Annotated in this window: 23 protein-coding genes; 13 read left to right on the top strand and 10 right to left on the bottom strand. The window is 65.3% G+C overall.

What is annotated here, in order from left to right; translation table 11 throughout:
- Positions 1-44: 44 nt before the first annotated feature.
- Both VHO04_RS16375 and VHO04_RS16370 read right to left on the bottom strand, forming a co-directional pair.
- Positions 45-905 carry a cupin-like domain-containing protein gene (locus VHO04_RS16375; RefSeq protein WP_329629304.1) on the bottom strand — a complete coding sequence of 287 codons (861 nt, stop codon included), beginning with the start codon at positions 903-905 and terminating at the stop codon, positions 45-47.
- A gap of 80 nt (positions 906-985) precedes the next feature.
- Entirely contained in the window at positions 986-1,690 is a 705-nt protein-coding gene (locus tag VHO04_RS16370) for an extensin family protein (RefSeq protein ID WP_329629303.1), read from the bottom strand.
- A gap of 170 nt (positions 1,691-1,860) precedes the next feature.
- Between VHO04_RS16370 and VHO04_RS16365 the strand changes: the two genes are divergently transcribed.
- The 3 genes from VHO04_RS16365 to VHO04_RS16355 all read left to right on the top strand — a co-directional run bounded on the left by VHO04_RS16365 (position 1,861) and on the right by VHO04_RS16355 (position 5,945).
- Positions 1,861-2,988, top strand: a complete 1,128-nt coding sequence (locus VHO04_RS16365; RefSeq protein WP_329629328.1) for a phosphoserine transaminase — start codon at positions 1,861-1,863, stop codon at positions 2,986-2,988.
- A gap of 105 nt (positions 2,989-3,093) precedes the next feature.
- Positions 3,094-4,680: a phosphoglycerate dehydrogenase gene (gene serA, locus VHO04_RS16360; protein WP_329629302.1), complete on the top strand. Its 1,587-nt coding sequence runs from the start codon at positions 3,094-3,096 to the stop codon at positions 4,678-4,680.
- A gap of 149 nt (positions 4,681-4,829) precedes the next feature.
- A complete protein-coding gene (locus VHO04_RS16355) occupies positions 4,830-5,945 on the top strand; it encodes an ATP phosphoribosyltransferase regulatory subunit (RefSeq protein WP_329629301.1) in 1,116 nt (371 codons plus the stop codon).
- Positions 5,946-6,045: 100 nt separating this feature from the next.
- Here the strand turns inward: VHO04_RS16355 and VHO04_RS16350 are convergent, their stop codons facing one another.
- On the bottom strand, positions 6,046-6,423 hold the full coding sequence (locus VHO04_RS16350; RefSeq protein WP_329629300.1) for a DOPA 4,5-dioxygenase family protein: 378 nt from the start codon (positions 6,421-6,423) through the stop codon (positions 6,046-6,048).
- A gap of 16 nt (positions 6,424-6,439) precedes the next feature.
- Positions 6,440-7,009 carry a hypothetical protein gene (locus tag VHO04_RS16345; RefSeq protein ID WP_329629299.1) on the bottom strand — a complete coding sequence of 190 codons (570 nt, stop codon included), beginning with the start codon at positions 7,007-7,009 and terminating at the stop codon, positions 6,440-6,442.
- A gap of 107 nt (positions 7,010-7,116) precedes the next feature.
- Between VHO04_RS16345 and VHO04_RS16340 the strand changes: the two genes are divergently transcribed.
- Positions 7,117-8,406: an adenylosuccinate synthase gene (locus VHO04_RS16340; RefSeq protein ID WP_329629298.1), complete on the top strand. Its 1,290-nt coding sequence runs from the start codon at positions 7,117-7,119 to the stop codon at positions 8,404-8,406.
- Positions 8,407-8,444: 38 nt separating this feature from the next.
- Here the strand turns inward: VHO04_RS16340 and VHO04_RS16335 are convergent, their stop codons facing one another.
- The gene (locus tag VHO04_RS16335) at positions 8,445-9,332 is read right to left on the bottom strand and encodes a haloalkane dehalogenase (RefSeq protein ID WP_329629297.1); all 888 of its coding nucleotides are present in this window, start codon (positions 9,330-9,332) and stop codon (positions 8,445-8,447) included.
- 80 nt (positions 9,333-9,412) lie between these two features.
- Between VHO04_RS16335 and VHO04_RS16330 the strand changes: the two genes are divergently transcribed.
- Together VHO04_RS16330 and VHO04_RS16325 are read left to right on the top strand one after the other, a co-directional pair.
- Complete coding sequence (locus VHO04_RS16330) at positions 9,413-9,910, top strand: L,D-transpeptidase family protein (protein WP_329629296.1); 498 nt, start codon at positions 9,413-9,415, stop codon at positions 9,908-9,910.
- A 15-nt stretch (positions 9,911-9,925) separates the two neighbouring features.
- Complete coding sequence (locus tag VHO04_RS16325) at positions 9,926-10,516, top strand: NADPH-dependent FMN reductase (RefSeq protein ID WP_329629295.1); 591 nt, start codon at positions 9,926-9,928, stop codon at positions 10,514-10,516.
- A gap of 4 nt (positions 10,517-10,520) precedes the next feature.
- Here the strand turns inward: VHO04_RS16325 and VHO04_RS16320 are convergent, their stop codons facing one another.
- Positions 10,521-11,006, bottom strand: coding sequence for a DUF2721 domain-containing protein (locus VHO04_RS16320; protein ID WP_329629294.1), 486 nt, complete (start codon positions 11,004-11,006; stop codon positions 10,521-10,523).
- On the bottom strand, positions 11,006-12,226 hold the full coding sequence (locus tag VHO04_RS16315; RefSeq protein ID WP_329629293.1) for an LL-diaminopimelate aminotransferase: 1,221 nt from the start codon (positions 12,224-12,226) through the stop codon (positions 11,006-11,008). Before VHO04_RS16315 ends, VHO04_RS16320 begins: the two co-directional genes overlap by 1 nt.
- A 115-nt stretch (positions 12,227-12,341) precedes the next feature.
- On the opposite strand from VHO04_RS16315, the gene VHO04_RS16310 reads away from it, so the two are divergent.
- The 3 genes from VHO04_RS16310 (at position 12,342) to clpS (ending at position 15,544) form a co-directional block, all read left to right on the top strand.
- Positions 12,342-14,135, top strand: coding sequence for a class I poly(R)-hydroxyalkanoic acid synthase (locus VHO04_RS16310; RefSeq protein ID WP_329629292.1), 1,794 nt, complete (start codon positions 12,342-12,344; stop codon positions 14,133-14,135).
- A gap of 123 nt (positions 14,136-14,258) precedes the next feature.
- Positions 14,259-14,987, top strand: a complete 729-nt coding sequence (locus tag VHO04_RS16305) for a phasin family protein (protein WP_329629291.1) — start codon at positions 14,259-14,261, stop codon at positions 14,985-14,987.
- A 191-nt stretch (positions 14,988-15,178) separates the two neighbouring features.
- Positions 15,179-15,544, top strand: coding sequence for an ATP-dependent Clp protease adapter ClpS (gene clpS / locus VHO04_RS16300; RefSeq protein ID WP_329629327.1), 366 nt, complete (start codon positions 15,179-15,181; stop codon positions 15,542-15,544).
- Between the two features lie 126 nt (positions 15,545-15,670).
- On the opposite strand, the gene VHO04_RS16295 is transcribed toward clpS, so the two are convergent.
- Positions 15,671-16,162 (bottom strand): helix-turn-helix domain-containing protein, encoded by a 492-nt coding sequence (locus VHO04_RS16295; RefSeq protein WP_329629290.1) that lies wholly within the window; start codon positions 16,160-16,162, stop codon positions 15,671-15,673.
- A 167-nt stretch (positions 16,163-16,329) separates the two neighbouring features.
- On the opposite strand from VHO04_RS16295, the gene VHO04_RS16290 reads away from it, so the two are divergent.
- Together VHO04_RS16290 and VHO04_RS16285 are read left to right on the top strand one after the other, a co-directional pair.
- Positions 16,330-17,055 (top strand): SDR family NAD(P)-dependent oxidoreductase, encoded by a 726-nt coding sequence (locus tag VHO04_RS16290; protein WP_329629289.1) that lies wholly within the window; start codon positions 16,330-16,332, stop codon positions 17,053-17,055.
- 200 nt (positions 17,056-17,255) lie between these two features.
- Positions 17,256-17,855: a 2-hydroxychromene-2-carboxylate isomerase gene (locus VHO04_RS16285; RefSeq protein WP_329629288.1), complete on the top strand. Its 600-nt coding sequence runs from the start codon at positions 17,256-17,258 to the stop codon at positions 17,853-17,855.
- A gap of 18 nt (positions 17,856-17,873) precedes the next feature.
- Here the strand turns inward: VHO04_RS16285 and VHO04_RS16280 are convergent, their stop codons facing one another.
- Positions 17,874-18,317 (bottom strand): type II toxin-antitoxin system RatA family toxin, encoded by a 444-nt coding sequence (locus VHO04_RS16280; RefSeq protein ID WP_329629287.1) that lies wholly within the window; start codon positions 18,315-18,317, stop codon positions 17,874-17,876.
- Complete coding sequence (gene lipA / locus VHO04_RS16275; protein WP_329629286.1) at positions 18,318-19,250, bottom strand: lipoyl synthase; 933 nt, start codon at positions 19,248-19,250, stop codon at positions 18,318-18,320. It abuts the gene before it with no gap.
- 62 nt (positions 19,251-19,312) lie between these two features.
- Here lipA and VHO04_RS16270 point away from each other — a divergent pair, with 62 nt between their 5' ends.
- Together VHO04_RS16270 and VHO04_RS16265 are read left to right on the top strand one after the other, a co-directional pair.
- Positions 19,313-19,951, top strand: a complete 639-nt coding sequence (locus VHO04_RS16270) for a carbonic anhydrase (protein WP_329629285.1) — start codon at positions 19,313-19,315, stop codon at positions 19,949-19,951.
- A gap of 32 nt (positions 19,952-19,983) precedes the next feature.
- Positions 19,984-20,562, top strand: coding sequence for a DUF2846 domain-containing protein (locus VHO04_RS16265; protein WP_329629284.1), 579 nt, complete (start codon positions 19,984-19,986; stop codon positions 20,560-20,562).
- The last annotated feature ends 398 nt before the right edge of the window (positions 20,563-20,960 follow it).

The raw sequence follows: 20,960 nt of genomic DNA, 5'->3' as shown, positions 1-20,960 counted from the left end.
CGAGCGGCTACTCGCTTCGCGCGGCTTTGCCAAGCCGGGGCCTGCTATCGCGGCGGAAACCGCGTCTCGATCCGCGCCAGCGCGCGCTCGGCATAGGATTTCAGGCGATTGTTCCGCGGGTAAAGGCGCGGCGCGCCCGGGTTCAGCCCGCGCGCGCGCAGCCGGCGGTTGAACCGGCAGGCGTCGGCATGGTGAAAGCTCCATTCGCTGCGCCAGGTCAGCGACAGCGATACCGACACCGCGTCGTGCGTCTGCACCCAATGCGGCGCGAGTATGGGAACATAGATCGCCTCGCCCGGCGCGATGTCGATCGCCCGACCGCGCGCCGCCCATTCCTCACGCCAGGGCAGGTTACGCGGTCCCCCGGCGAAATATTGCTCGAAGAAGGGCTGGCCGATGATGTCGGGATCGGCGGTCGGGAACAGCGTCATCGTCTTCGAGCCGCGCGCCTGAAACAATATATTATATTCGGGGTCGAAATGCAGCGAGGTCACGGCGCGCGGCGAGGAGATGAAGATGAATCCTTCCAGCCGCATCATCGCGCCGGTGCGCGATTCGACCAACGGCTCGATCTCGCCCAGGACTTCGCGCATCAGCGCGGCATAGGCCGGGTCCTGATCGATCGTCTTGAGCAGGACCCACGACCCGCATTGGTCGATCTGCGCAATCGTGTCCTCCACCGACAGGCCGTTGGCGGGCGTATCGGCATTGGAAATCCCCAGCGGCAGATCGACCGCCGCATTATGCTCCAGGCTTTCGGGGCGCAGCCGGCCGGCGAGTTGCTGCAAGGCCCCGAGTTCGAGCAGGGGGTGGCCGGCGATCTGATGCGTCAGATGCGTCGGCACGCCGGGATAGGCCGCGCTGAAGGCCGCATGGGCCTCCCGGGAAAAGACAGGATTCGCCATGCGCTGAGCCTATGCCACGCACGTAAAACAATGGTTAGGGGCAAAAAGTCGCTGGCGATGCCGAGGGGGAGAATCCCCGGTCAACGGCAATAGCCGTTCCCGCTCATGTCGAGGTGGAAGTGATTGTAATGCGCGGCGTTATAATCTGGGCTCAGCACCGTGCCGAAGCGGCGGCACGCCGATTTATGAAGCGCGCGGAGGAAATCCTGCGACGCCTTGTCGCCCTTCCACCCGCCGTCGAGCATGATCCGCCGCCCGTCGGCGAGCACGAAGCCCGCGACGTCGATCGCGTTGGAAGAGGCGTGCTGCGACAGCCGGCCCGAACGGCCGCCATAGATGTTGCGGCAGCTATAGGTGCCATAGGTCTCGATCTTCACGACCTCGGTCCCGAAATATTGGCGTGCCGCGGGCTTCACCGCATAGCGCGCCCAGGCCGCAAAATTGCGCGCGAGCGGACAGGTCATCGGCCCCAGATTCGTCACCGGCGTGCCGATGTCGAGCAGCTTCACCGAATCGATCGAACTGCACCCACCGCCATGATCCTGGTTCGGCAGCGGGGTGAAACGCACCCCGGCCTGCTTGAGGTCGAACGCGCATTGCTGCGCCTCGGCGCTGGTGAAGGATGGCGTTCCCGTGATCTGCGGACGCTGGGGCGCCGTCGTCGCCGTCGACCGTTTGCCGCCGCTCTGCTTCATCACCTCGGGCGCGCCGAAACAGGCGGTTAGCGCGAGCATCGCGGTCGCGGCGACCAGGATTCGGGCCTTGAGGAAAAGCGGAATCGGCATGGCGTCAAAATACCGACAATATCGTTAACAAGCCGTATACCTTTTTACGGCTCGTCGAAAATTTCGCGCGGCTTACGCATTTTGTTTGACAGTTTCGCCCCTCTCCCTAAACGCGGCGCCGGGCCACGCGGTCCCAACGCCGCGCGCGCTCTCTGCAAGGAGAGACTATGATGAGTGAAGTGCCGACGCCACAGGTGCGCCCGACGCGCCCCTATTTTTCTTCCGGTCCCTGCGCCAAGCCGCCGGTCTGGTCCCCCGAAAAACTGAACACCGAATCGCTGGGCCGCTCGCACCGCGCCAAGATCGGCAAGACGCGCCTGCAGTATTGCATCGACCTGATGCGCGAGATGCTGCAGCTTCCCGACACGCACCGCATCGGCATCGTTCCGGGCTCCGACACCGGCGCCTTCGAAATGGCGATGTGGACGATGCTGGGCGCGCGACCGGTGACGACGCTGGCGTGGGAAAGCTTCGGTGAAGGTTGGGTCACCGATGTCGCCAAGCAGCTCAAGCTCGACCCCACTGTCATCCGCGCCGATTACGGCCAGCTTCCTGATCTGACTGAGGTCGACTGGTCGAACGACGTCCTCTTCACCTGGAACGGCACCACCAGCGGCGTCCGCGTCCCGAACGGCGACTGGATCGCCGAGACCCGCGAGGGCCTGTGTTTCGCCGACGCGACCAGCGCGGTCTTCGCCTACGACCTGCCGTGGGACAAGATCGACGTCGCGACCTTCAGCTGGCAGAAAGTGCTCGGCGGCGAAGGCGGGCACGGCGTGCTGATCCTCGGGCCCCGCGCGGTCGAACGCCTCGAAACCCACACCCCCGCCTGGCCGCTGCCGAAAGTGTTCCGCCTGATGTCGAAGGGTGCACTCGCCGAGGGCGTGTTCAAGGGCGAGACGATCAACACCCCGTCGATGCTCGCAGTCGAGGATGCGATCTTCGCGCTCGAATGGGCGAAGTCGCTCGGCGGCCTCGACGGGCTGAAAGCGCGCAGCGACGCCAACGCCGCGGCGCTCGACACGATCGTCGCGGAGCGCGACTGGCTCTCCCACCTCACCGCCGATCCCGCCAGCCGCTCGAAGACCTCGGTCTGCCTGTCGGTCGCGGGTGCCGATGCGGATTTCATCAAGAAATTTGCGGCGCTGCTCGAAAAGGAAGGCGCGGCCTACGACATCGCAGGCTATCGCGACGCACCTCCGGGCCTGCGCATCTGGTGCGGCGCGACCGTCGACACCGCCGATATCGAAGCGCTCGGGCCTTGGCTCGACTGGGCCTACGCCGAACTCCGCAAATAATTTCCATCGTCATTCCCGCGAAAGCGGGAACCCAGTGCTGCCATCGCTGACGCTGGAACTGGGCCCCCGCTTTCGCGGGGATGACGAGAGTAGAGGAACAGTGACATGACCGCACCCAAAGTATTGATTTCCGACAAGATGGATCCGAAAGCCGCCGCGATCTTCAAGGAACGCGGCATCCAGGTCGACGAGATCACCGGCAAAACCAAAGACGAGTTGATCGCGATCATCGGCGATTATGACGGCCTCGCGATCCGCTCGGCCACCAAGGTCACCCCCGACGTCCTCGCCGCCGCGACCAACCTGAAAGTCGTAGGCCGCGCCGGGATCGGCGTTGACAACGTCGATATCCCCGAAGCCTCGAAGAAGGGCGTCATCGTGATGAACACGCCCTTCGGCAACAGCATCACCACCGCCGAACATGCGGTCGCGATGATGTTCGCGCTCGCGCGCCAGATTCCCGAAGCCAATGCGCTGACCCAGGCAGGCAAATGGCCGAAGAACGACTTCATGGGCGTCGAGCTCACGTCGAAGACGCTCGGCCTGATCGGCTGCGGCAATATCGGCAGCATCGTCGCCGAGCGTGCGCTGGGGCTCCGCATGAAGGTCGTCGCCTTCGACCCCTTCCTGACCCCCGAGCGCGCGGTCGAACTCGGCGTCGAAAAGGCCGACCTCGACACGCTGCTGGCGAAGGCCGATTTCATCACGCTGCACACACCGCTGACCGACCAGACCCGCAATATCCTGTCGAAGGAAAATCTCGCCAAGACCAAGAAGGGCGTGCGGATCATCAACTGCGCGCGCGGCGGGCTGATCGACGAAGCGGCGCTGAAAGAAGCGCTCGACAGCGGCCATGTCGCGGGCGCGGCGCTCGACGTGTTCGCGACCGAGCCGCCCGCGGCCGACCATGTGCTGTTCAGCACGCCGAACTTCATCTGCACGCCCCATCTGGGCGCCTCGACCGACGAGGCGCAGGTCAATGTCGCGATCCAGGTGGCCGAGCAGATTTCGGATTATCTGCTGACCGGCGGCATCACCAACGCGCTCAACGTCCCCAGCCTGTCGGCCGAAGAAGCGCCGAAGCTGCGCCCCTATATGAGCCTCGCCGAAAAGCTCGGCAGCCTCGTCGGCCAGCTCGCGCACGACAACCTCACGACGATCTCGGTCGAGGTCGAGGGCGCGGCGGCCGAGCTGAACCTCAAGCCGATCACCGCCGCAGTGCTCACCGGCCTGATGCGCCGCTATTCGGACAGCGTGAACATGGTCAACGCCCCGCACCTCGCGCGCGAAAGGGGCCTCGACGTGCGCGAGGTTCGCCACGACCGCGACGGCGACTATCACACGCTCGTCCGCGTCACCGTGGCGACCAGCGACGGCGACCGCTCGGTCGCGGGCACGCTGTTCAGCAACGGCGACCCGCGTCTGGTCGAGATGTTCGGGATCAAGGTCGAGGCCGACCTCGACGGCCACATGCTCTACATCGTCAACGAGGACGCGCCGGGCTTCATCGGCCGCATCGGCACCGCGCTCGGCGAAGCGGGGCTCAACATCGGCACCTTCCACCTCGGCCGCCGCGCCGCGGGCGGCGAGGCGGTGCTGCTGCTCAGCCTCGATTCGCCGATGCCCGAGCCCTTGCTGTGGCAGCTCTGCCAGCTTCCCGGCGTGAAGACGGTGAAGGGGCTGAAGTTCTGATCCACCCAGTCCCCCTCTCGCTCGCGTGAGGGGTCAGGGGGGGCATGTCGAGGGTCGGGCTTGAACAAACAGGCCCTCCCCCGGCCCCTCCCGCAAGCGGGAGGGGAGACATATTGAATCCCCCTCGCCACCCGCCTAAGGCCGCACCCATGTCCAAGGCCCCTGCCCTGCTGCCCGAAGGGCTCCGCGACCGCCTGCCCGCACAGGCCGAGGCGGCGTCGCGCGTCACTCGCGCGCTCGTCGACGCGATGCGCGCGCACGGCTATGGCCGCGTCTCCCCGCCGCTCGCCGAGTTTCGCGAAACGCTCGGCGGCGATGACGATCGCACCGCACGCGACCTGCTCCGCTTCACCGACCCGGTGTCGCAGCGCACGCTCGCGCTGCGCCCCGATATCACGCGGCAGGTCGGTCGCATCGCCACCTCCCTGCTCAAGAGCGCGCCGCGCCCGCTGCGCCTCTGCTACGCCGGACAGATCGTGAAGCTGCGCGCCAGCCAGCTTCGTCCGGCGCGCGAGATGCTGCAGGTCGGCGCCGAACTGATCGGCAGCGACAGCGTCGCCGCGGCGCGCGAGATCGTCACCGTCGCGATCGACGCCTTGGAGGCGGCCGGCATCGGTCCCGTCACCATCGATTTCACCCTGCCCGACGTCGTCGACCTGCTCGCGGGCGGTCCGCTTCCGGTCGCGGCGAGCCTCGAAAGCCTGCGCGACGCGCTCGATGCCAAGGATGCGGGCGCGCTCGTCCGCCTCGATGCCGAGGCCTGGCTGCCGCTGCTCCGCGCTACCGGCCCCTTCGACCAGGCGCTCGCCGACCTCCGCGCCTTCGATGCCGCGGGCACTCTGGCGGCGCGGATCGACGCGCTCGAAGCGATTGCCGCGCCCGCGCGCGGCCGCGCCAGCCTGACGCTCGACCCGACCGAGCGCCACGGCTTCGCCTATCAAAGCTGGTTCGGCTTCCAGATTTTCGTCCCCGGCCAGGGCGACGCGATCGGCCGCGGCGGCGGCTATGCGATCCCGGTCGGCGAGACCGAGGAAGAGCCCGCAGTCGGCTTCTCGCTTTATCCCGACCCGCTCATCGACGAGGGACTCGGCAGCGAGAATGGCGCCGAACGCCGTATCTTCCTTCCCCTCGGTCACGGCTCCGCCATCGCCGCGAGCCTGCGCGCCGACGGCTGGCAGACGGTCGCGGCGCTGTCCGACGGCGACGAGGCGACGCGGCTGGGATGCGGTTTCGTGCTTGGGCCGGACGGGCCGGTAGAGGCCTGATCCTATCATTTCACTGTCATCCCGGCGAAGGCCGGGATCTCTCCCCGCCACATCCTGACGCGCCGGCGAGATCCCGGCCTTCGCCGGGATGACGAATGTGTCAAAAATCCGAGACGCCGAAGCGCGGCACCCCCTTATTCTCGCCCGGCGGATCGAGCACGCTCACATCGAGTTCGAGCGGCTCGCCGATCCAGTGCGCGAGGCTCGTATGATCGGCGAGATCGTCGTCGGTGAGCGGATGAACGAGCGCGCGAAGCGCCGCCTTCTCGATCATCGCGATCACCGCCGGAACCGCCGCCCCGAGGAAATGCACCTCATATTGCGCGATCGGATGCGGTCCTGCGGCACCGTCGGTCATATCGCCGACGAAAAGGATCGCGGAGTCGCGGCCAAAATCGTTGCGCAACTGTGTCGCGGCGGAACGCTCGGCATCGTCGAAATAGATATGGGCGTGATAGGGGGCGTTGGCGTCGGACACGGCAATATTCTCTCGTTCAATGAACACGATTCAATGTCTGGAACAGCGCAAATCGTTGGTGGCTCGTCAATCGGCGAAACCGCGCAAAGGACGTCTTCGTGTCGATTAACGTATCGACCTTGGCGATGTCATAAACCCGCGCGTCGGGATACCCTTCCACCGCATGCCTAACCAGGGCACCTTTAAACAGATACACACGCGACCGATCGGCGGGTGGCTCGATATCGGTCACAGTGTTGGACTGAAAATCGCCAGTCAAACGCGCGCGGGCCTTCAAGGCACTCTTGTCGCCAGCGACCATGAGATCGTTCAGATAGCCCATGGTCGTGTCACCACCAAATTCGGCGACATAACAGCGGGATGAAACGAAATGAGGCCGGAAGCCATCGCGGTTCTGCTCAAGGATCAGGAACGCGGTAAACCGGTCATCGGCGCCGACCCAGCAAGATTCAAAGTCGAGATAAGCGTCCGGCGCCATACCTCTCGGCCCGTCACGGCTATCCGAACAACTTGTGACCAGCATCATCGCGATGGCTGACAAAGCAATCTTCAAATCCGTTCCCTCTCCCATCGCCAATGCGTTCAATATTTCATTTCAGATCATCCCGCCACCCTTGCCTCTCCGGCCAAATCCGCTAAGGCCGCGCCGGGCCCGCGCTGGTCGTTTTTGGCCCGGTTCAGCAGGACAGCATCATGGCAAATGTCACCGTCATCGGGTCGCAATGGGGCGACGAGGGCAAGGGCAAGATCGTCGATTGGCTCGCCAGCCGCGCCGACGCGGTCGTCCGCTTTCAGGGCGGTCACAACGCCGGCCATACGCTCGTCGTCGGCGACCAGACCTACAAGCTGTCGCTGCTTCCCTCGGGCATCGTCACCGGGACGCTGTCGATCATCGGCAACGGCGTCGTCCTCGACCCGTGGGCGCTGCGTGACGAGATCGCCAAGCTGCGCGGCCAGGGGGTCGAGATCAATGCCGACAATTTCGCCATCGCCGACAATTGCGCGCTGATCCTGCCCTTTCACCGCGACCTCGATGGCTTGCGCGAAACCGCGGCGGGCGCGGGCAAGATCGGCACCACCGGGCGCGGCATCGGTCCCGCCTATGAGGACAAGGTCGGTCGCCGCGCGATCCGCGTCTGCGACCTTGCGCATCTCGACAAGCTCGATCCGCAGATCGACCGCCTGACCGCGCACCATGACGCGCTGCGCGCCGGTTTCGGCGAGCCGCCGATCGACCGCGAGCGGTTGAAGGCCGACCTCGCCGAGATCGCCGACTATGTGCTCGAATATGCCCAACCGGTGTGGAAGCGTCTCAAGAAGGTCCGCAAGGCGGGCGCGCGCATCTTGTTCGAGGGCGCGCAGGGCGTGCTGCTCGACGTCGATCACGGCACCTATCCCTTCGTCACCAGCTCGAACACCGTCAGCGGCACCGCGGCGGCGGGGTCGGGGCTCGGCCCCTCGGCGGTCGGCTTCGTGCTCGGCATCGCCAAGGCCTATACGACGCGCGTCGGCAGCGGGCCTTTTCCTACCGAACTCGAGGACGCGACCGGCCAGCAGCTCGGCGAGCGCGGGCATGAGTTCGGCACCGTCACCGGCCGCAAGCGCCGTTGCGGCTGGTTCGACGCGGTGCTGGTGCGGCAGAGCTGCGCGGTGTCGGGCGTCACCGGCATCGCGCTGACCAAGCTCGACGTCCTCGACGGCTTCGACACCATCCGCATCTGCACCGGCTATCGCCTGCGCGGCAAGATCCTCGACTATTTCCCCAGCCACGCCGCTGATCAGGCCGAGGTCGAGCCGATCTATGAAGAGATGGACGGCTGGCACGAATCGACCGCGGGCGCGCGCAGCTATGCCGACCTTCCCGCACAGGCGATCAAATATATCCAGCGCGTCCAGGAACTGATCGAGACCCCGATCGCGCTCGTCTCGACCAGCCCCGAGCGCGAGGATACGATCCTGATCCGCGATCCGTTCAGCGATTGACGCCTTCGATCCTTCCTGCCGCGCAGCGGTGGGGAGGATTATTTTCTCCTTCCCGCGACGTCGCGGATCGCCGCGACGAAGCCCACGGGGTCGTCCTCCTGAATGAAATGGCCGCCGTGCAGGGTCCGGTGCGATAAGCCCGCCGTCCCCGGCACCCGGCCGAGGAACAGCGCATCGCCGCCGCGCGTGATCGGATCGCCGTCGGAAAAGCAGCAGAGGAACGGCTTGTCGAACCGCTCCAGCGCCGCCCAGGCACGCTTCTGGTCAGGCACCGCGACATTGTCGCCGAGCGGCACGAACGACGGATAGATACGCGCCGCGACCTTCGACGCTTTCGTCGGGAACGGCGCATCATAGGCCGCGATCTCGGCCGCGCTCAATTCGCGCTTCGCGCCCGCCTTGACGATCCTGCCGATCGGAAAGACCGGGCTGTAGCGCGAAAAGGCGCGCCAGATCGCGAAGGCGCGCGGTGCGGGCTGTCCCTCGGGCAATCCGCCGTTTGCCAGCGCGACCCCGGCAAACCGCTCGGGCATTTCGGCGACGAGGCGCAGGCCGATCAGCGAGCCCCAGTCCTGGCAGGCAAGAATCATGTTCCGAAGGTCGAGCGTCTCGATCCACGCCCGCATCCACGCCACTTGTGCCGCATAGCTGTAATCCGACCGGTCGAGCGGCTTGTCCGAACGGCCGAAGCCGATGAGGTCGGGCGCAACGACGCGAAAGCCCGCTTCGACAGCAGGCCCGATCATGTGGCGATAGAGATAGGACCAGGTCGGCTCGCCGTGCAGCATCAGCACCGGCTGCGCGTCGGCGGCGCCCTCGTCGACATAATGGACGCGAAGCCCGCCCGCGATCTCGGCATATTTCGGCGCATAAGGCCAGTCCGGCAGCCCCGCGAAGCGCGCGTCCGGCGTGCGATAGATCCGCATAATCTTTCCCCTCTTCCCGGAGAGCAGCTTAACCGGCGCGCGGCGCTTGTCCATGCACGGCGATCGGTTAAAGTGCCGCGATGCGCGCCGCCGCCTTGATCCCGCTGTTCCCCGCCGCCTGCGGCACCGCCCATGCGCAGCCGCCGCTTTCCGCCGGGACGACGGTCGACCGGCTGCTCGTCGACAAGAGCGACCGCGTGCTGATCGGCTATGCTCAGGGCCGGGAGGTCGTGCGCTATACCAATATCCGTTTCGGTGACGCCCCGATCGGGCACAAGCGTTTCGAAGGCGACGAGCGCACGCCCGAGGGCGACTATCGGATCAGCGGACGCAATCCGAACAGCCGCTATCATCTGTCGCTGCGCATCTCCTATCCCAATGCCGCCGACCGCGCCTATGCGAAGGCGCGCGGCCGTTCGCCGGGCGGCGACATCTTCATCCACGGCCAGCCGAACGGGCGGCCCGGCCTGCCGATCGCGCGCGACTGGACCGACGGCTGCATCGCGCTGTCCAACGCCGAGATAAAGCAGCTATGGGATCGCGTGCCCGACGGCACCCCGATCACCATCCGCCCCTGAACCGGAGTTTTTCGCATGGCACGCCACATTCTCGTTTTCTATGGCAGCTATCGCCGCGACCGGCAGGGTATCAAGCTCGCGCGCTGGATCGTCGACGCCCTCGCGGCGCGCGGCGACCGGGGCGAACTGATCGACGCGCAGGCCGTCGGCCTGCCGATCCTCGACCGGCGGCACAGCGATTACCCGGCGGGCGAGGCCCCCGTCGCCATGGCCGCGCTCGCCGCGACGATCGCCGCCGCGGACGGCTTCATCTTCGTCGTCGGCGAATATAATGGCGGGCTGCAACCGGGGCTCAAGAATCTCGTCGACCATTATCTGCCCGAATTCGCCTGGCGCCCCGCCGCCATCGCTTCCTATTCGGCTGGGCCCTTCGCGGGGGTGCGTTCGGCCACCGCGTGGCGGACGACGCTGGGCGCGATGGGAATGGTCGTCACCTCGACCCCGCTCGGCCTCGCGCGCATCGGCGGCGCCTTCGATGCCGAGGGCAGACCGGGAGGCGAGGACGGCGTGCGGCTCGAACGCGCCTTTCCGCGCTTCGCCGACGACCTCGGCTGGTGGATCGATGCGGCCGCGGCGCAGCGGGCGAAGGCCGACCCGCCCTATTGACCCTTCAGCGGCGGCGCTCGCGGTCGCGCCAGCCCGCTTCCTCGAGCTCGAGCAATTCCATCGGCACATGGATGGTGCGGATCGCGAGCCGCACCTCGATCAGGAACAGGATCAGCGACGCAAGCAGCAGCAATGTCGCGACCACGAACACCCAGGCCGCGGCGACATTCAGGTCGAACCCGGTGAACGCCTGGGTGAACAGCAGCGCGACGAGCAGGCAGACGACGATGCCGCACGCGACCGCCGCGCCGATCGAATTGTTGATGACGTTGATGCGGCGGTCGACCACGCGCAATTCGGCGACGATGCGATCATGCTCCGGGCCTTCGCTGTTCGCCCAGCGATCCATCAGCCCCCGCGACCGGTCGACGACGCGCGCCAGCCGCCCGGTGAAGACATTGAGCAGACTCCCGGTCGCCACCAGCAGAAAGACCGGCGTGACCGAGAGCTGGATCGTCTGCGCAATGGCGCCGATCGCGGATGCCGCCATCAGCCCCCGCCGCCGGCCGCGACCGACGGCGTGTTGACGCCGTGCATCGCCAGGAATTTGCGCACGTTGCGCGCAGCCTGCCGAATGCGCTGCTCATTCTCGACCATCGCGATACGGACATAGCCTTCGCCGTCCTCGCCATAGCCGACGCCCGGCGCGACCGCGACCTTGGCGTGAGTCAGGAGCTGCTTGGAAAACTCCAAGCTGCCCATCTCCCTGAGCGCGGGCGGCAGCGGCGCCCAAGCGAACATCGACGCGGGCGGGCTCGGAATCTCCCAGCCGGCGCGGCCGAAGCTTTCGACCATCACGTCGCGGCGCTTCTGATAGAGTTCGCGGTTCTTCGCGACGATATCCTGCGGGCCGTTGAGCGCGGCGCACGCCGCGGCCTGGATCGGGGTGAAGGCGCCATAATCGAGGTAGGATTTCACCCGCGTCATCGCCGCGATCAGCCGCTTGTTGCCGACCGCGAAACCCATGCGCCAGCCCGCCATCGAATAGGTCTTCGACATCGAGGTGAATTCGATCGCGACATCCTTCGCGCCGGGCACCTGCAGGATCGAAGGCGTCGGGTTGCCGTCGTAGTAGAGCTCCGAATAAGCGAGATCGCTGAGCACCCAGACCTTGTTCTCCTTCGCCCAGGCGACGAGCCGCTCGTAGAAGGCAAGATCGACCGCCTCGGCGGTCGGGTTCGACGGGTAATTGACCACCAGGATCGACGGGCGCGGCACGGTGAAGGCCATCGCGCGGTCGAGCGCGCGCCAGTAATTCTCGTCGGGCGTCGTCGGCACGCTGCGGATCGTCGCGCCGGCGATGATGAAGCCGAAGGTGTGGATCGGATAGCTGGGGTTCGGCGCGAGCACGACGTCGCCGGGGCCGGTGATCGCGGTCGCGAGGCTGGCGAGTCCTTCCTTCGACCCCATCGTCACCACGACCTCACTCTCGGGGTCAAGATCGACGTTGAAGCGGCGGCCGTAATAATTGGCCTGCGCGCGGCGGAGGCCGGGAATGCCCTTCGACTGCGAATAGCCGTGCGCGTCGGGCTTCATCGCCACTTCGCACAGTTTCTCTATCACATGCGCGGGCGGCGGCAGGTCGGGGTTGCCCATCCCCAGGTCGATGATGTCCTCGCCCGCGGCGCGGGCGGCCGCACGCATCGCATTGACTTCGGCGATGACGTAGGGCGGCAGGCGCTTGATGCGATAGAATTCATCTTCGGACATGGGAAACTAGAACAACTCCTTTTCGTTATGAGCAGATTGACGCGAGCGGCAATCTCGCCAGCCGCATCGCGGCTTGTTATAGGCATTATATCCGCACTGACCAGCAGGAACGAGCATGAGCGACACGGGCACCGACAAGGCTGGGGACGAGACGACCGAAGCACCCAATCCCTTCATGCCATCGCCCGAAGACATGCAGCATTGGGCGAGCGTCATGGGCCGCGCGCAGCAGATGATGCTCGACTATGCGATGGCTCAGGCGACCGGCGGCAATGGCGCCACCACGAGCCTGTTCGACCCCGCAGGCTGGCTGCAGAATCCGACGACGCAGGCATGGGCCGAGCAATCGGCGAAAATGTGGGAACAGGGCGCCGCCTTCTGGACCTCGCTGACCGCGCTGAAGCCGCCCTTCGCCGCGCCCCCCCCCGACGCCGACGCGCCGAAGGACAAGCGTTTCGCCGACCCCGACTGGACGCAGAACCCGGCCTTCGCGCTGATCCGGCAGACCTATGGCCTGCTCGCCGACCAGTTGCTGACGACGACCCGTACGATGGCCGGGCTCGACGAGCACGCCCGCGCCAAGATGGAGTTCGCGGCGAAGAGCATCACCGAGGCGCTGTCGCCCACCAATCTCGCGATCACCAATCCCGAGGTCATCCGGCGCGCGGTCGAGACGCGCGGCGAGAGCCTGCTCAAGGGCCTGAAGCATATGCTGACCGACCTTGCGCGCGGCCAGCTCAGCCATGTCGACCCCGATGCGTTCGAGGTCGGGCGCAATATCGCGACCACGCCGGGCAAGGTGATCCACGAGACCGACCTTTACCAGCTCATCCAATATGCGCCGACGACGAAGGACGTCTTCACCGTCCCGCTCGTCATCTTCCCGCCGTGGATCAACCGCTTCTACATCCTCGACCTCAACCCCGCGAAAAGCTTCGTCGCCTGGGCGGTCGAACAGGGGCTGACCGTGTTCATGGTGTCGTGGAAGTCAGCCGACGCCTCGATGAGCGAAATCGTCTGGGACGATTATATCGCGGCGCAGGTCGATGCGATCGACACGGTGCGCGACCTGCTCGACGTGCCGCATATTCACACCATCGGCTATTGCGTTGCGGGCACCACCCTCGCCGCCACGCTCGCCATGCTCGCGGCGCAGGGCGAGGCCGACAAGGTGAAATCGGTGACCTTCTTCACCGCGCAGGTCGATTTCGAGCTCGCGGGCGACCTCAAGATGTTCGTCGACGACCAGTATCTCGCGCTGCTCCAGCAGCTGTCCGCGGGCGGCTTCCTCGACGGCCGCTACATGGCCGCGACCTTCAACAGCCTGCGCGGGCGCGACCTGATCTGGAATTATGTCGTCGGCAATTATCTGCTCGGCAACGACTATCCGCCCTTCGACCTCCTCTACTGGAACGGCGACGTCACCAACCTGCCCGCCAAGTGGCACCGGCAATATCTGGTCGACCTCTACCGCGACAACCGCCTGGTGATCCCGAACAGCCTGTCGGTGATGGGCACCCCGATCGACCTCAAGAAGATCAGGACGCCCGCCTATATCCAGGCCGGGCGCGAGGATCATATCGCGCCGCTCGCCAGCGTCTGGCGGCTGATGGATCATCTGGCGGGACCGAAGACCTTCCTGCTCGCGGGCTCGGGCCATATCGCGGGCGTCGTCAACCCGCCCGCCGCGGGCAAATATCAATATTGGACCGGCGACAACGACGCCGCGACGCTCGACGAGTTCGTCGCGGGCGCGACCGAGACCAAGGGAAGCTGGTGGCCGCACTGGATCGGCTGGATCGCCGAACAGGACAGCGCGAAAACGCCCGCCAAAGGCGCGCGCGTCCCCGGCAAGGGCGCCAGAAAGGCGATCGAGGACGCCCCCGGCCGCTACGTCAAACAACGGTAATATCGGGGCTTTATATCGCCTTCGGGCCGGCGCTCCGATTATTTTTGTGCGCTGCACAAAAATTCTCTTGAAATCGCCGAGCCGCTCCTATATTGTGCACTGCAACATAAAGGAGTTGTCCCGATGGCTACCAAGATGGATAGTGCCGAAAAGGCTTTCGAAGCCGCGACGCTGGAAACCGCCGCCAAGCCGGTGGCTGCTCCTGTCGCGTCGGCCGTTGCCGCTCCCGCCGCGGCGCCCGTGAAAACCAAGACCGTCGCGGCGAAGGCCAAGCCGGTCCAAAAGAAAGCCGCAAAGCCGGCAGCGAAGAAGGTCGCTCCCAAGAAGGCGGCCGCAAAGACTAACGCCCCCAAGACCAAGGCCGCACCGAAGCCGGTTGCCGCCGCCGCCAAAGGATTCAAGACCATGAACGACACCGTCAAAAAGTTCGCCGAAGACGCCAAGACCCGCGCCGAAGCGCTGACCGCCGACTTCCAGGAACGCTCGAAGGAAGCGCTCGCCAAGTCGAGCAAGCTTGCCGAGGAAGCCGTCGAATTCAACAAGGCGAACGTCGAAGCGTTCGTCGAAGCCGGCAAGATCGCTGCCAAGGGCATCGAAACCCTGGGCCAGGAAGGCGTCGCCTTCGCTCGCAAGAGCTTCGAGGACACGTCGGCCGCGCTGAAGGGCTACACCGCCGTCAAGTCGCCGACCGAATTCTTCAAGCTCTATGCCGAGAACAGCAAGAAGGCGTTCGACGCCGCTGTCGCGCAGACCTCGAAGACCAGCGAACTCGTCGTCAAGCTGACGAACGACAGCTTCGCGCCGATCTCGAACCGCGTGTCGGTCATCACCTCGAAGATGAAGGCAGCCTAAGGCTTTCCTCTTCCCGTTGGCGCGGGCCTTCCCCCCTCCTCTCCCCGTCCGCGCCGACACTCCAAGACCGCTCGCTTCCTCCCCGGAAGCGGGCGGTTCTTGCTTTTGCGGAAACCGCATGGCGAACAATCGGTAAAAATGCCGACACCCGCCCTCTTGCGATTCCGCCCCGGCTTGCGATATTCCCGATGATGATGCTTCCCGCCTCCATTCCTCACATCGTCCGCGCCATGGCGGGCAAGGATGACGACACGCCCGGCACCCCCGGCGTCGGCATCGCGACGCGCACGCGCGCGAAGCCCAAGAAGCCGTCGATGTACAAGGTGCTGCTGCTCAACGACGATTACACGCCGATGGAATTCGTCGTGATGGTGCTGCAGCGCTTCTTCAACATGGACATCGAACGCGCGACGCAGGTGATGCTCCACGTCCACCAGCAGGGCGTCGGCGTCTGCGGCGTCTTCAGCTACGAGGTCGCCGAGACCAAGGTCACCCAGGTGATGGACGCCGCGCGGCAGAACCAGCACCCGCTGCAATGCACGCTGGAAAAGGCGTAATCCCCTCTCCCGATTTCCGCGTCATTGCGAGCGGAGCGAAGCAATCTCCAGCTATCGGCCTTCGCACAAAGGCCGATAGCTGGAGATTGCCGCGTCGCCTTCGGCTCCTCGCAATGACAATCTCGACTACCCGCCCCGCGCCGCCTGCTCGGCCTTGAGCGCCGCCGAAGGCTCCCCCTTCAAATCGCCATAGCGAAGCGCTTCGCCGCAGTTCGGACAGATCGTCGCGGTCCCGACGTCGGCGCCGCAGGCGCGGTGGGTGTAGCGCATCGCCGGCCCGCCCCCCGTCTCGCCGGGGGCATAGGCCCAGCGCTCGCTCCAGTTGCGCATCGCATAAAGGACATCGAACAAATCCTTGCCCTTGGCGGTCAGGCGATACTCATGGCGCGGCGGCCGCTCCTGATAGGCGTGGCGCTCGACCACCCCTTCGGCGACCAGCCGCTTGAGCCGCGCCGAAACGAGCTGCGGGCCGAGCCCGGTGTTCGCCGCGATCGCCTCGAACCGCCGCCGCCCGAAGAACAGGTCGCGCAGGATCAGCAGCACCGCGCGATCGCCCAGCAGCTCCGCCGACCGGCCGACGGGGCAATAGGTATCCGACAGATCGGCGCGCTTGGGCATTCCGCTTATCCCGTTGTTTCGTCACCCCCGCGAAGGCGGGGGTCCAGCTTCCACGCTTTCGTCGGTCCATCAAGCTGGATCCCCGCCTTCGCGGGGATGACGAAGAAAGAAATCTCTTGTTACTATGATTATCATAGTTACTATCGCCCGCAAGAGGAGATTCGCTTATGTCCGCAGCCGTCATCATAGGCGCCGGCGACGCCACGGGCGGCGCGATCGCGCGCGCCTTTGCCGCCGAAGGGCTCACCGCCTGCGTCAACCGCCGGACACGCAACACCGACGCGCTCGAAGCCCTAGCCCAGTCGATCTGCAACGACGGGCATCAGGCACGCGCCTTCCCCGCCGATGCCCGCGACGAGGACGCGATGATCGCGCTGTTCGATCGGGTCGAGGTCGAGGTCGGCCCGGTCGAGGTCGCGGTGTTCAACATCGGCGCCAATGTGAATTTCCCGATCATCGAGACCACGACGCGCGTCTACACCAAGGTCTGGGAAATGGCGTGCCTCGGCGGCTTCCTGATGGGCCGTGAGGCCGCAAAGCGCATGATCCCGCGCGGGCGCGGCACGATCCTCTTCACCGGCGCGACCGCAAGCCTGCGCGGCGGATCGGGCTTTTCCGCCTTCTCGGGCGCCAAGGCGGCGCTGCGGATGCTCGCCCAGTCGATGGCGCGCGAACTGGGGCCGCAGGGCATCCACGTCGCGCATGTCGTGATCGACGGAGCGATCGACACCGAGTTCATCAAGGGCCGCCACCCTGATTTCGATCATGCCAAGGCGCAGGATCTGATCCTGAACCCGCAAGCGATCGCCGCCAATTATGTGATGCTCCACCGCCAGCCCAAAAGCGCGTGGACGCACGAACTCGATCTTCGCCCATGGGGAGAAAAATGGTGATGGAAATTCCCTCTTCCCTTGCGGGAGAGGGTTGCGGAGACTTGGCGGCTCTGCCGCCTAGTCATAGCTGGATGAGGGGTATGCGATCCGCGGGATCGCGCGAGCTTTGCTCGCAACCCCTCATCCAAGTCCGCCTAATCGCTTCGCGATAAGGCTCCCTATCCTTCTTCCGCAAGGGGAGAAGGGAAAGGATTTGAAGCATGACCAAGACTCTCGAACTCATTTTCGACTTCGGCAGCCCCAACGCCTATCTGACGCTGAAGGCGCTGCCCGAACTGCTCGACCGTACCGGCGCCGACCTGGTCATCACGCCGTGCCTGCTCGGCGGCATCTTCAAAGCGACGGGGAACAAGGCGCCAATGGTGCAATATGCCGACGCGCCCGCGAAACTCGCTTATGAAAATCTGGAGATGCGACGTTTCATCGCGAAGCACGGCCTCGCCAAATTCCACCTCAACCCGCATTTCCCGGTCAACACGCTCCTCATCATGCGCGGCGCGATCGTTGCCGAGGACGAGGGCGTGCTCGACGACTATGTCGATACGGTGAACCGTGCGATGTGGGAGGACGGCCTCAAGATGGACGATCCCGAGGTTGCCGCGACCTTCCTCTCCGCAAACGGCTTCGATGGCCCCACGCTGCTCGCGCGCACCCAGGAACCCGAGATCAAGGCAAAGCTCGCCGCCAACACCGAGGCCGCGGTCACACGCGGCGTGTTCGGCATCCCGACCTTCTTCGTCGGCGATGAGATGTTCTTTGGCAAGGATCGGCTCGATCAGGTCGAAGAGGCGCTAGGCTGACGGCCGCTTTCAGCCGGCTCACGAAGGGAGGGGAGCGTAAAGCTCTCCCGCCCGCGCCTCGAACGCCGCGATCATTTTGCGGAGCGCCTTGTCGAACATCTGGCCCGCCAGCGTCTCGAACATCCGGCTGCGGAACGAGAAATCGACCATGAAATCGACCCGGCATCCTCCGCCGTCCAGCGGCGCGAAATGCCATTCGTTGCTGAGATGCTTCATCGGGCCGTCGATATAGCTGACCGTCACCGCGCGCGGCCGTTCCTTGTGGACGCGGCACGAGAAGCTTTCGCGCAGTCCCTTGAAGCCGACGATCATGTCGGCGACCGCCTCATGCTCGCTGTCGCTGCGGACGCGGAGCGCGACGACCCACGGCAGGAATTCGGGGTAGCGCGCGATGTCGGTGACGAGCGCGAACATCTGTTCGTCGCTGTAGGGAAGCTCGCGCGTTTCGTGGTGCCGCGGCAATCAGCCCACCCTGGCGCGGGCGAGTTGCTCCTCGCGCGCGGCGCGCATCCGCTCGAAGTCGTCGCCGGCGTGATAGCTCGACCGCGTCAGCGGCGACGAGGCGACCTGCAGGAAGCCTTTGGCGCGCGCGATCTGCGCATAGGCGTCGAACGCCTTGGGGGTCACGAATTCGGCAACCTTTGCATGGCGCGGCGTCGGCTGGAGATATTGACCCATCGTCATGAAATCGATGTCGGCGCTGCGCATGTCGTCCATCACCTGATGGACCTCCATCCGCTCCTCACCGAGGCCGAGCATGATGCCCGACTTGGTGAAGATCGACGGATCGCGGCGCTTGACGCTTTCGAGCAGGCGCAGCGAGGCATAGTAACGCGCGCCGGGCCGGATCGTCGGATAGAGCCGCGGCACCGTCTCCAGATTATGGTTGTAGACGTCGGGCCGCGCATCGACGATCGCCGCGACCGCGCTTTCGGGCTTGTTGCGGAAATCGGGGGTCAGGATTTCGATCGTCGTCTGCGGCGTTTCGCGGCGCAGCGCCTGAATGACCTTCACGAACTGGCTCGCCCCGCCGTCGGGCAGGTCGTCGCGGTCGACCGAGGTGATGACGATATGCGTCAGACCCATTTTCGCCGCTGCCACCGCGGTATGTTCGGGCTCGAGCAGGTCGACGGGACGCGGCATCCCCGTCTTGACGTTGCAAAAGGCGCAGGCGCGAGTGCAGGTATCGCCAAGGATCATCACCGTCGCGTGTTTTTTCGTCCAGCATTCGCCGATGTTCGGGCACGCCGCTTCTTCGCATACGGTATGGAGATTGAGGTCACGCATCAGCCGTTTCGTCTCGGCATAGCCGGGGCTGGTGGGCGCCTTGACGCGAATCCAGTCGGGCTTGCGCGGGCGCTGAAGGGGCTGCGGCGGCTGTGCGGGAGCGTTCATCGCGTCCACATAGTCGCGCGCGCGCCTCTTCTCAACCTCTCAACCTATGCTAAGGGGCGTCCATGACTCGCTTTGCAGAATTGATCGAAGGCTACCGGCGTTTCCGTAACGGCGGCTGGCAGGAACAACGCGACCGCTGGGAACAGCTTGCCGAGGGGCAATCGCCGAAGGTGATGGTGATCGCCTGTTCGGATAGCCGATCCGAACCCTCGCAGATCTTCGATACCAATCCGGGCGAGATTTTCGTCGTCCGCAACGTCGGCGCGCTGGTGCCGCCGTTCGAGACCAATCCCGGCCGCCACGGCGTCTCCGCCGCGCTGGAGTTTGCGGTGCAGTTCCTTCATGTCGAGGAAATCGTCGTCATGGGGCACGGCATGTGCGGCGGCTGCCACGCGGCGCTGCACCGGACGATGGACGGTGCCGAGCCCGGGCGCGGCGGCTTCATCGCTCACTGGATCGAGATGCTCGACGATGCGAGCGCTGAAATCCGCGCGCGCTACCCCGATTATGACAACCGCGAAGCGGGCCGCGCGATGGAATTGGCGGCGGTCGGCGTCAGCCTGGCGAATCTACGCACCTTCCCCTGCATCCAGGAAAAGGAAAAGCGCGGTAGCCTGAAACTGCGCGGCGCCTTTTTTGCGATCAACGAAGGCCTGCTCTATGTGATGGACGAAACGACGGGAGATTTCACCCCGGCCTGAGCGGCCATGAACAGCCCGGTGAGGAGGACGACATGAGCAAGAACGCCATGTGGCTGACGATCATTTTCGCGGCCGCGATTTTCGGCGCGTTTCTGGGGCCCTCGCTCGCCAGCCTGCTCTCGCCCGAAACCATGCTGATCCTGGCCGTAGTGCTGATCGGCGGGATCATCATCTTCTGCATCTGGGCGCTGTCGAGCAACAAGGGCGGCCAGAAGGCCGATACCGCGGCGCTTGCCGAAGCCCGCGCGATGCAGGCACCCGCGGGCAAGGCGCGCCTCTATGTCACCCGCCGCGGCTTCGTCGCCGCGCTGCAGGGGATGGACGTGACGCTCGACGGCGTTGCGAAGGGTCAGATCAAGTCGGGTCAGATGCTGATGGCCGATGTCGAGCCGGGCACGCACCATCTCCATGTCTCGACCGCCAAGGCGAAGCTCGCGAAGCCTGCCGAGATCGAGGTGGACGTCGGCGCTGGCGGCGTGGTCGTGATCGACGCGATGATCGAGATGGGCGCACTCAAGGGCAGCGTGAAGCTGACGCGACTCGATGCCGCGAAGGCGCGCGAAAATGTGAACGCGACCAAGCTGATATTGTGGGAAACATCGGGCGCCTGATACACTCGAAGCCGCAAAAGGAATCGGCTCCTATGCCGGCGCGGAAAGTAGTATTCCAGTGGCCGGCGAATGGCTGTTTGGGATGAGAGGCAGACATCCCCCAATCAGATACGAAGCGTCACTTTCAGACTCTCGTCATCCCGGACTTGATCCGGGATCCATCCATCCAGCGCCGAGAACATGGATCCCGGATCAAGTCCGGGATGACGACGTAAGATGGGTCGACTTCGAACGCCAACCGCCATTCCGACTCCCCGCAATCGGGTAGGGGGATTCCTCACGGAACCCCCCTCCCACACCACCGGGCATACGTTCTACGTACCACGGCGGTTTCCGGTAATGTTCAACGCGGCGTGATGATGAGCGAGGCTGACAAGTCCTTGCCGGTTGAACCATGC

Source organism: Sphingopyxis sp., from assembly GCF_036261875.1.
Classification (GTDB): Bacteria; Pseudomonadota; Alphaproteobacteria; order Sphingomonadales; family Sphingomonadaceae; genus Sphingopyxis.
This window is presented reverse-complemented; position numbering and strand designations above follow the sequence as displayed.

Coding starts and splice junctions, on each gene's coding strand:
- VHO04_RS16375 (WP_329629304.1), bottom strand. CDS start 905: ATGGCGAATCCTGTCTTTTCCCGGGAGGCCCATGCGGCCTTCAGCGCG.
- VHO04_RS16295 (WP_329629290.1), bottom strand. CDS start 16,162: ATGCCCAAGCGCGCCGATCTGTCGGATACCTATTGCCCCGTCGGCCGG.
- lipA (WP_329629286.1), bottom strand. CDS start 19,250: ATGAACGCTCCCGCACAGCCGCCGCAGCCCCTTCAGCGCCCGCGCAAG.
- VHO04_RS16355 (WP_329629301.1), top strand. CDS start 4,830: ATGTCCAAGGCCCCTGCCCTGCTGCCCGAAGGGCTCCGCGACCGCCTG.
- VHO04_RS16370 (WP_329629303.1), bottom strand. CDS start 1,690: ATGCCGATTCCGCTTTTCCTCAAGGCCCGAATCCTGGTCGCCGCGACC.
- VHO04_RS16285 (WP_329629288.1), top strand. CDS start 17,256: ATGACCAAGACTCTCGAACTCATTTTCGACTTCGGCAGCCCCAACGCC.
- VHO04_RS16325 (WP_329629295.1), top strand. CDS start 9,926: ATGGCACGCCACATTCTCGTTTTCTATGGCAGCTATCGCCGCGACCGG.
- serA (WP_329629302.1), top strand. CDS start 3,094: ATGACCGCACCCAAAGTATTGATTTCCGACAAGATGGATCCGAAAGCC.
- VHO04_RS16320 (WP_329629294.1), bottom strand. CDS start 11,006: ATGGCGGCATCCGCGATCGGCGCCATTGCGCAGACGATCCAGCTCTCG.
- VHO04_RS16290 (WP_329629289.1), top strand. CDS start 16,330: ATGTCCGCAGCCGTCATCATAGGCGCCGGCGACGCCACGGGCGGCGCG.
- VHO04_RS16310 (WP_329629292.1), top strand. CDS start 12,342: ATGAGCGACACGGGCACCGACAAGGCTGGGGACGAGACGACCGAAGCA.
- VHO04_RS16340 (WP_329629298.1), top strand. CDS start 7,117: ATGGCAAATGTCACCGTCATCGGGTCGCAATGGGGCGACGAGGGCAAG.
- VHO04_RS16270 (WP_329629285.1), top strand. CDS start 19,313: ATGACTCGCTTTGCAGAATTGATCGAAGGCTACCGGCGTTTCCGTAAC.
- VHO04_RS16365 (WP_329629328.1), top strand. CDS start 1,861: ATGAGTGAAGTGCCGACGCCACAGGTGCGCCCGACGCGCCCCTATTTT.
- VHO04_RS16335 (WP_329629297.1), bottom strand. CDS start 9,332: ATGCGGATCTATCGCACGCCGGACGCGCGCTTCGCGGGGCTGCCGGAC.
- VHO04_RS16305 (WP_329629291.1), top strand. CDS start 14,259: ATGGCTACCAAGATGGATAGTGCCGAAAAGGCTTTCGAAGCCGCGACG.
- clpS (WP_329629327.1), top strand. CDS start 15,179: ATGATGCTTCCCGCCTCCATTCCTCACATCGTCCGCGCCATGGCGGGC.
- VHO04_RS16330 (WP_329629296.1), top strand. CDS start 9,413: ATGCGCGCCGCCGCCTTGATCCCGCTGTTCCCCGCCGCCTGCGGCACC.
- VHO04_RS16265 (WP_329629284.1), top strand. CDS start 19,984: ATGAGCAAGAACGCCATGTGGCTGACGATCATTTTCGCGGCCGCGATT.
- VHO04_RS16315 (WP_329629293.1), bottom strand. CDS start 12,226: ATGTCCGAAGATGAATTCTATCGCATCAAGCGCCTGCCGCCCTACGTC.